Raw genomic sequence first — 9,491 nt, forward strand, 5'->3', positions numbered from 1 at the left:
TTTCCTTAGCAGTTACCACATTCTGGATTTCCACGGTGGCACTGCTAGTTCGAGCTGCCAACTGACGAACCTCGTCGGCTACTACAGCAAAGCCTCGGCCCATTTCACCCGCTCGGGCAGCTTCAATTGCGGCGTTAAGTGCTAGTAAGTTAGTTTGTTCTGCCACGCCTTGGATGGTGGTAACAATTTTCTCGATATCTTTAGCCTGAGCATTTAGCTGTGTAATCAAAATAACCGCACCGTTTATTAAATTAAGTGTGCTCTGAGATAATTCAATTGAACTAGCAAGGGACTCCATGCCCCGCACGGAAATTTGAGATGTCTCCTCGGCGGTGGTGAAGGAAAGCTCTGCGGCTTGACGGATTTCATCAGCCTTATGCTTCTGCGAGCTGACGTCGGTGGCAAATTTTAACACTTTCACAACCTGGCCAGCTTCATCAACGACGGGGTTGTAGGTGGCCTCAAGATAGATGGTCTCTCCCGATGCGGTCTTGCGCTCAAATTGCCCGCTGAAAAAAGTTCCTCCCTTTAAACTCTGCCAAAAATTTGTATTTTCTTGATAAAAATTATCGAAACAGAACATTCGGTGGTGTCGACCCTTGATATCGCTGAGGCGATAACCCATAGCACGGAGGAAATTCTCATTTGCATGCAGAATGTCACCGTTAGGTGTGAACTCGATCTCCGCCATCGAGCGGGAGATGGCTGCATGGACGGCTCTTAGTGAGAGTAACTCGTTTTCTCTCTGAGTGACATCTGAGCCAATCTTAATGATTTCAATAACTTTTCCATCTTGATTTTGAACTGGAATATAAGTAGCCTCAATCAATATTAAGTTACCGTCTTTGCGCAGCCGCCTAAATAAACCTGATAGAGGATGGCCGTCAGCCAATTTCTGCCAGAAGCGCGAATAATCAGCTGTGCTAGCATAATTCTTTTCGCAGAAAATTCTGTGGTGCTGCCCTGCTATTTCTTCGAGTTTGTAACCAAGCATCTCTAGAAAGATATTGCTCGCATAGATTACGCTCCCGTCTGGCCTGAATCTGATTTCCGCGACATTTCGATTTATTGAATCAAGCTGCCACTGTAGTTCTGAGAGCTTATTTTCTGTGTCCAGCAGTTGTTTGTTTTTATTGAAAAACATAATCATTACCTTTGTGCAAATAAAATAATACTTGGGGCCTAATTTATACTGTATCGGTTAGCGCAACCGCTTCTTGAGAGCATAGCTCTTTATAGTTGGTAAATTAGCGATTTGCAGCCATGTGTCATATTGAGCTATACCCTAACTGGATGTCAGGAATGGCCACGCTGCGCCGTCAGAATAGAGTCTGCTTTCACATTCTTTGACACATGCTTGCCAAGGTCATAGATTCCAACCTGACAAATTCAAGGCTTAGGGCGCAATGGAACCAAAAACCAACGTAAGCCCTACCGCCCATCCAGCCTATGGAGGCATCTTGCAGGGACAACGCATCGGTTACGTTCGGGTCAGCAGTTACGACCAGAACCCGGAACGCCAACTTGAGCAGGTCGAGATCGGCAAGCTGTTCACCGACAAGGCCTCGGGCAAGGACACCCAGCGCCCGCAGCTGGAAGCCATGCTCGGATTCGTCCGCGAAGGCGATACCGTGGTGGTGCACAGCATGGATCGCCTGGCGCGCAACCTCGACGATCTGCGCCGTCTGGTGCAAAGGCTGACCAAGCGCGGCGTGCGCATCGAGTTCTTGAAGGAGGGGTTGGTGTTCACCGGCGAGGACTCGCCCATGGCCAACCTCATGTTGTCGGTCATGGGGGCCTTTGCCGAGTTCGAGCGCGCCCTGATCCGCGAGCGGCAGCGCGAGGGCATCGCCCTGGCCAAGCAGCGCGGTGCTTACCGGGGCCGCAAGAAAGCTCTCTCCGACGATCAAGCCATCACGTTGCGGCAGCGGGCCGCTGCCGGCGAGCCGAAGGCTCAGCTCGCACGCGAGTTCGGCATCAGCCGTGAAACCCTCTACCAGTACCTTCGCACGGACGACTGAACCATGCCGCGTCGCTCGATTCTCTCGGCTACGGAGCGCGACACCCTGCTTGCGCTGCCAGAAAGCCAGGATGACCTGATCCGCTACTACACCTTCAACGACTCCGACCTATCCCTGATCCGTCAACGGCGGGGCGATGACAACCGCCTCGGCTTCGCCGTGCAGCTCTGCCTGCTGCGCTACCCTGGTTATGCGCTGGGCAACGACACGGCGCTACCCGAGCCCGTGATCCAGTGGGTGGCCAAGCAAGTCCAAGCCGACCCCGCGAGTTGGGCGAAGTACGGTGAGCGCGACGTGACCCGCCGCGAGCACGCTCTGGAACTGCGCACCTACCTGCAACTGGCCCCGTTCGGTCTGTCGGACTTCCGCGCCCTGGTGCGCGAGTTGACCGAGCTGGCCCAGCAGACCGACAAGGGCTTGCTGCTGGCCGGGCAGGCGCTGGAGAGCTTGCGCCAGAAGCGGCGCATCCTGCCGACGCTGAGCGTTATTGACCGGGCGTGTTCGGAGGCCATTGCACGCGCCAATCGGCGGGTCTATCGCGCCCTGATCGAGCCGTTGAACCCATCGCATCACGCCAAGCTCGACGAACTGCTCACCATTAAGGCCGGCAGCAACAGCACTTGGTTGACCTGGTTGCGGCAATCACCGCTGAAGCCGAACTCGCGGCACATGATCGAGCACATCGAGCGGCTGAAGATTTTCCAACTGGTGGGCCTTCCCGACAGCCTCGGCCGGCACATCCACCAGAACCGATTGCTGAAGCTCGCCCGCGAGGGCGGGCAGATGACGCCACAAGACCTCGGCAAGTTCGAACCGGAGAGGCGCTATGCCACGCTGGTCGCCGTGGTACTGGAAAGCACCGCGACCGTGATCGATGAACTGGTTGATCTGCACGACCGCATCCTGGTCAAGCTGTTCAGTGGCGCGAAACACAAGCATCAGCAGCAGTTCCAGAAGCAGGGCAAAGCGATCAATGACAAGGTGCGCCTGTACTCGAAGATCGGCCAGGCCCTGCTGGACGCTAAAGAGTCCGGTGACGATCCGTTCGCCGCCATCGAGGCGGTCATTCCCTGGGACGAGTTCACCCAGAGTGTCACTGAGGCCGAGCTGCTGGCCCGGCCGGAAGCCTTCGACCACCTGCACCTGGTCAGCGAGAACTTCGCTACGCTACGCCGCTACACCCCAGCCTTTCTGGAGGTGCTTCAGCTCCGAGCCGCGACGGCAGCGCAAGCCGTGCTGGATGCCGTTCAGACCCTACGCGAGATGAATGCCGATAATCTGCGCAAGGTGCCCTCCGACGCACCGACCGCCTTCATCAAGCCGCGCTGGAAACCGCTGGTGATCACCCCGGAAGGCATCGACCGGCGCTTCTACGAAATCTGCGCCTTGTCCGAGTTGAAGAACGCGCTGCGCTCCGGCGACATCTGGGTCAAAGGCTCGCGGCAGTTCCGCGACTTCGATGACTACCTACTGCCTCCCGAGAAATTCGCCGCACTCAAGCGGGAACAGGCGCTGCCACTCGCGATCAACCCGAACAGCGACCAGTACCTGGAAGAGCGTTTGCAGCTGCTGGACGAGCAGCTGGCCACTGTCACCCGACTGGCAAAGGACAACGAACTACCCGATGCCATCCTCACCGAGTCCGGGCTAAAAATCACCCCGCTGGATTCCGCGGTGCCCAACACCGCGCAGGCGCTGATCGACCAGACCAGCCAGCTACTGCCGCGCATCAAGATCACCGAGCTGCTGATGGATGTGGATGAATGGACGGGCTTCACCCGCCACTTCACGCACCTGAAGGATGGCGCACAGGCGAAAGACCGGACGCTACTGCTAACGGCGATCCTGGGCGATGCCATCAACCTCGGCCTGACCAAAATGGCCGAGTCGAGTCCGGGCATGACCTACGCCAAGCTGTCCTGGTTGCAAGCCTGGCACATCCGTGACGAAACCTACTCGACGGCCCTGGCCGAGCTGGTCAACAGCCAGTTCCGGCATGCCTTCGCCGCCAACTGGGGTGACGGCACCACCTCATCCTCCGATGGCCAGCGTTTCCGTGCCGGCGGTAAAGGCGAGAGCACCGGCCACGTCAACCCGAAGTACGGTAGCGAGCCAGGACGGCTGTTCTACACCCACATCTCTGACCAGTACGCGCCGTTCAGCACCCGCGTGGTGAATGTAGGCGTGCGTGATTCCACCTACGTGCTCGACGGTCTGCTGTACCACGAGTCCGATCTGCGGATCGAGGAGCACTACACCGACACCGCTGGCTTCACCGATCACGTCTTCGCCCTGATGCACCTGCTGGGCTTCCGCTTCGCGCCGCGCATCCGCGACCTCGGTGAAACCAAGTTGTATGTGCCCAATAGCGTCCAAGACTACCCGACGCTGCGTCCAATGCTCGGCGGAACCCTGAACATCAAGCACGTCTGCGCTCACTGGGACGAGATTCTGCGGCTGGCCGCGTCGATCAAGCAGGGCACCGTCACCGCATCGCTGATGCTGCGCAAGCTTGGCAGCTACCCGCGCCAGAACGGCCTGGCCGTGGCTCTGCGCGAGCTGGGTCGGATCGAGCGCACGCTGTTCATCCTCGATTGGCTGCAAAGCGTGGAACTGCGTCGCCGCGTGCATGCCGGATTGAACAAGGGCGAGGCGCGTAACTCCCTGGCCAGGGCGGTGTTCTTCAACCGCCTCGGCGAGATCAGGGATCGGAGTTTCGAGCAGCAGCGCTACCGGGCCAGCGGCCTCAACCTGGTGACGGCCGCCATCGTGTTGTGGAACACCGTGTACTTGGAGCGCGCGACCCAGGCCCGAGAAGAGGCAGGCAAGCCAGTTAATCCTGAGTTACTGCAATACCTTTCGCCATTGGGCTGGGAGCACATCAACCTGACCGGCGATTACGTTTGGCGGCAAAGCCGCAAGCTGGAAGACGGGAAATTCAGGCCGCTGCGGCAGCTCGGAAAACCTTAGCGTACGATTTTTTCCGAGTTCTGCGGGCTCCCCAGCATGATCACTGGGGTGTCCCGTCTCGCCTCCTGGCGTAAACGCTGGCACACGGTATACCCATCGATGCCAGGCAGCATGATGTCCAGTACAAGCAGGTCGTAGTGCTCGCTGCTAGCTAAGCGTAAGCCGGACAGCCCATCTTGAGCGCAGTCTACGGTGTAGCCTTTGATCTGCAGGTAGTCAGCCATGTTGGTCAGGATATCGCGGTTATCTTCGACCAAGAGAATACGCATTAGGTGTGTCCTTTGACTTTTGGCCAAGCCAGACTGAGAGCGTTATTTCAGAAGCTGTAAGGGTAGCTGAAAGCGATCACTTATTTCATGACCGGTCAGCGAGACACATGCACCATGCATGCATATGCATTTTGAGAGGGGGAGTGTCGCAGTGCTTGGTGCCTGAGTTTGCCTATGCACCGTTACGTGCGCTTGATAGCGCAAGGACGATTACCCCAGCGCCGATCAACGAGATACCAAACCACGCTTGGCCAGAGGGGCGCTCGCCAAGAAAAATCACGGCAAAAAGCACGACCAGGACGACGCTGAGCTTATCGATCGGTGCGACCAAGGAGGCATCACCAAGCTGTAGGGCCCTGAAATAGCAGACCCATGAAGCGCCTGTCGCAAGTGCCGATAGCGCCAGAAATGCGACCGCCTTCGGGGGCAATTCCCAAGGACTGGTCCATTTCCCACTTAGCCATACGATCGGTAGCAGGACCAGGAGTACGACCGCAGTGCGTATGAGTGTGGCGAGATCGGGGTCGACATCTTTGACTCCAATCTTGGTGAAGATTGCCGTCAATGCAGCGAAAACTGCTTACAGGATTGCCCAGAAGAACCAACCGCCGATTGAGGACATGATATGGCGCCTAGTGAGTGGACTGGAGGCCAGCAGAAGCGTAGCTGAGCAGGTTGCTGGTTTGGTGGGCCATTCCTCCTCTGACCCACTGTCCATGTCTCTTGAGTGGCTTGAATCTGAGTTTCGTAAGGTACTAGGCGTCGATCTTCACGGATCCTCGTTACAGCTCCCACGCCAAGCTTGGCAGCTTGATAGGGCCTACCTCGCGTTGAAGCTCCAGGATGCGGTTACGGCCTTGCTCTGCGACCAGATAACGACCTGGAGCGGTCTCTATGATGGACTGTGGGGAGCGCAGGTGGGTCAGTACAGTGTGAAGAGCTCCGGCGGAGTCGAGTCTCAGCACTCTGGCCATATGAGTGGCATCCTCGGTCACCCAGAGACCTTCGTTATTGCAGAGCAGGAAGCCCGGCTCGCGCAGCCCCCGTGCAACGATAGTGTCGCGCCCTTCTGCCTGAAGCTGTTTGATGTGCCCCAATTGCTTCTCGGTGTAGAAAATGCGCCCATCAGGACAAGAGGTAATGCCTTCGGCCTCATCGAGGCCGGTACGCAGGGTAATGACGCGTTCCGTTTGAGGGTCGTAGCGCAGCAGTCGACCGTCGCCGTGGAGATCCTCTACGGCATAAAGGTAGTGGCCATCTGTAGCCAAGCCTTCAACGCTGTTTGCGCTGAATAGCTCATGTGTTCCGTGGTTATCCATCAGAAGGACAGGGTGCTCACCTTGCTCTTGGCTGAGGGCGACGCCTCCTTGATAGCGGACCATTCCATCAGGCTTAGACAGTCCTAGCTCTACCGCACTTAGTTTCTGGTCTGGAGCCAGTCGCAGTATGCGGCCTTCACCGTTCTGCATCTCTTGGCTTATGTAGAGCCCTCTTTTGTCGTCAGCAACCAATGCACTAACCCGTTCAACGGCATCTAGCCGTACGCTGTAGTCCCAGCCTGAGGCTGCGGTCACGGGGTACAGGTGTCGCCATGCGGGGAGCGCAGCGACGGCGAGAAGCAGGAGCAGGGCTATTGATATTCGATGTGACCAGATCCAGGTGAGTGGTCGCAGTAGATGCTCTGCATTCGCCCAGGGCAATATCGGGCGGTGTGCGATGGAGGGAGTTTCAGGGCTCATACGTAGCTCCTATAGGTGCATTCCCACATGCTCAGGACTCCTTGCGGAGCACATAGATACGCCAGGTTGCGTAACCTGGTGCTAGGTCCATGTGGGTCAAAATTTGGAAGCCGACACTGCGAAACTCAGTTTCTATCTGCTCTTTTGCAACTACCTGGCGGCACATGCCGTGGCCTGCGCGTAATAGAAAGCGCAGTGGTTTCCAAGCGGCTTTCCCATCTATCCAAAGCGACAGGATTACCGTGTCGCGTGTAACACGATGGAGCTCTCGGAGCAGAGCCAGGCGTTGGTCGGCCGATTCAACCTGCTGCAGTAGATGCATGCAGAAAATAGAGTCGACGGCGTTTTCTCCCAGCTGGATAGCTGATGCAGTGGACTGCAGTGCGCAGACTTGTTCAGGGATGCCTACTGAGTGATTTTCCTGCGCTTGAGCCAGCTGCTCTGCCGAGCTGTAGGCTGCGAGCACCAATCGATTTGGGTGACTGGTTAGCAGCGCCCAATAAGTGCCCACACAGCTGGATAGATCGAGGACAAGATTGGGGTCGCCGGCGGCGCGGAGTGCTCGACGAGCCATCCTGTTCTTGCGCCACAGCACGAAGCGGTCAGCGACACCAATGTCAGGTAGTTGGTGATTAGGCTGATGGAGTGGATCGCGTTGGTGTGAGAGATCCAACTCGACTAGTTTCGAACTTGTTTGCGACATGAGCTCTAGCTCCGAGATTGGCAAGATGGTGCCAATCTACGGAGGTAGTTGTCGGCGGGGCGTTAAAAGGCCGTGAAAAAAGTGTCAAGCCTTCTCTGATAGAACAATCGAGAAGCGGCTCCCTATTTTTTCTTGTGACTCAACCAGGATCTTCCAGCCTTTTTGCTGACAGATTCGTCTGACTATAGACAGGCCAAGTCCAAGACCTTCGCCCCTTGCCGATTCGCCTCGAACAAATGAGTTGAAGATCCTCTCACGGTCGTTTTGCGAAATCCCCGGGCCAGTATCTTCGACACGAAAGCCCCCTGCCTCCACGATCAAACGCACTTCACCTGTTTCTGTGTAATGCAGTGCATTGCGTAGCAGGTTGGACATTACTGTGCGTAGCAGGGCTGAGTCGTAGAGCTCGTTGTTATCAAGCTCACCCAGCAGATGGAAGGAGAGGCCTTTCTCTTCGAAGTGAGGTCCCCATTGACGTGCCTGCTCAACCGCCAACTCACTAAGTGATTTCTCCTCGGTCAGGCTGGTCTGCCCAAGGCCGGCACGCGCCAGTTGCAGAAAAGTCTGCACCAGATCTTTCATGTCTGTGCCGGCACGACTAATCCGGTCAACCTGGGACTGCTCATGCTCGGTCAGTCTAGGGGAAGTGGATAACAGCTCGCAGGAGCTAGAGATCACCATCAGCGGAGTGCGCAATTCATGGCTGACGTCACTGGTGAAGAGGCGTTCTCGCTCGAGTGAGTGTCGCAGTTGCCCGAGTGTCTCATCGAAGGCCGCGGCCAATCGGCCAACCTCATCATCCGGGTAGTCGGGGGCAAGCTTGGGGGCCATCGGTAGCAACTGGTCCCTGTGGCGTACTTGTTGAGCAAGTCGCCGCACAGGCGTCATTACTCGCCTTGCCAGCAGGCGTCCCAGCCCCCAGGCTCCAACGACGCTTAACAGGAAACCGCCCAGCACGACATCGAACAGTGCTTGCTCGCGAGCTTCAAACTCATGCTGCTCCTGTTCAAGAATGTCCTGATGCCCCTCATGGCTACGTTTGAATACGTAGTAGGCCTCACTGTTGGTAGCCACTACCTCTGAAAATCCATCGGGTAGGTGCGCGTACTGAGCGGGTAGGTTCTTGTTCCTAGAGCTGTAGTACTTCGTACTGGCGTCGATCCAGGCGGGCTCAATGCCCTTGGCCTCCTGGCGCATGGCGAACTCGAGCTCGTGGCTGAGCTCCTCGGAGACAAGATGCTCTTCTATAAAGTGCACGATCGCCACGATGCCTAGAGAGAAGGTGCCACTGACGATCAATGTCATCAGCGCAAAGGCAATGACAATTCGGCGCTCAAGAGGCTGCTTATTTGGCGACTGCATGCGGCGCTCCATGTTTGCGGTCGTGGGTTAGTGCCGCTTGGCACTCACAGACCCTGATTGGTCTGATGGACATACTTCCTATAGCAGGAGAGCACGGTGAAGGTTCCGCCTCATGGCAAGCCATTGGCCTACCTTCGCAAATTCTTCGGGGATGCGCTGACGAAGCTCGTGATGCAGAGCGCAGCATTTACGGACCGACAAGCTGCGGGTGGAAGGCTGTGTGCACTTTGAGCATCTGTGGGAGGAGAGGGCTAGGCAGAATAAATTGAGACTTTAGGCTGCCATTTATAAAAGAATCGTGAAAAAAACCTAAAATAAGCGTGATATCAGCGACTTCTGACCCTGCTGGAGATGAGTGCGATAACTCTCCCTGGCTTCGCTCTAGGTCGCTCGAAAGCATTGATCTAGAGCGGATAATCCTCTGGTT

The 9,491-nt window shown here is 56.6% G+C and carries 7 protein-coding genes and 1 pseudogene; 2 read left to right on the forward strand and 6 right to left on the reverse strand.

The annotated features are described in order from the left end of the window. Positions 1-1,144, reverse strand: a 1,144-nt coding sequence (locus PA6_RS24460) for a methyl-accepting chemotaxis protein (RefSeq protein ID WP_021703116.1), incomplete at its 3' end; no start/stop codon positions are given. Positions 1,145-1,460: 316 nt separating this feature from the next. Here PA6_RS24460 and PA6_RS21595 point away from each other — a divergent pair. Next, the gene (locus PA6_RS21595; protein ID WP_003117272.1) at positions 1,461-2,021 is read left to right on the forward strand and encodes a recombinase family protein; all 561 of its coding nucleotides are present in this window, start codon (positions 1,461-1,463) and stop codon (positions 2,019-2,021) included. 3 nt (positions 2,022-2,024) lie between these two features. Then, positions 2,025-4,991: a Tn3-like element ISPa40 family transposase gene (locus PA6_RS21600; RefSeq protein ID WP_021703117.1), complete on the forward strand. Its 2,967-nt coding sequence runs from the start codon at positions 2,025-2,027 to the stop codon at positions 4,989-4,991. On the opposite strand, the gene PA6_RS21605 is transcribed toward PA6_RS21600, so the two are convergent. The 5 genes and pseudogenes from PA6_RS21605 to PA6_RS21615 all read right to left on the reverse strand — a co-directional run bounded on the left by PA6_RS21605 (position 4,988) and on the right by PA6_RS21615 (position 9,064). After that, a complete protein-coding gene (locus PA6_RS21605; protein WP_021703118.1) occupies positions 4,988-5,260 on the reverse strand; it encodes a response regulator in 273 nt (90 codons plus the stop codon). The two genes, PA6_RS21600 and PA6_RS21605, sit on opposite strands and share 4 nt — an antisense overlap. A gap of 172 nt (positions 5,261-5,432) precedes the next feature. Further along, positions 5,433-5,882 (reverse strand): annotated as a pseudogene (locus tag PA6_RS23160) (EamA family transporter). A 160-nt stretch (positions 5,883-6,042) separates the two neighbouring features. Then, entirely contained in the window at positions 6,043-6,729 is a 687-nt protein-coding gene (locus tag PA6_RS23165) for an NHL repeat-containing protein (RefSeq protein WP_255209949.1), read from the reverse strand. A 301-nt stretch (positions 6,730-7,030) separates the two neighbouring features. After that, entirely contained in the window at positions 7,031-7,702 is a 672-nt protein-coding gene (locus PA6_RS23170) for a class I SAM-dependent methyltransferase (RefSeq protein WP_021703120.1), read from the reverse strand. An 84-nt stretch (positions 7,703-7,786) separates the two neighbouring features. Continuing rightward, the gene (locus tag PA6_RS21615; protein WP_021218881.1) at positions 7,787-9,064 is read right to left on the reverse strand and encodes a sensor histidine kinase; all 1,278 of its coding nucleotides are present in this window, start codon (positions 9,062-9,064) and stop codon (positions 7,787-7,789) included. Positions 9,065-9,491 lie beyond the last annotated feature (427 nt).

This window comes from Aquipseudomonas alcaligenes NBRC 14159, from assembly GCF_000467105.1.
GTDB lineage: Bacteria > Pseudomonadota > Gammaproteobacteria > Pseudomonadales > Pseudomonadaceae > Aquipseudomonas > Aquipseudomonas alcaligenes.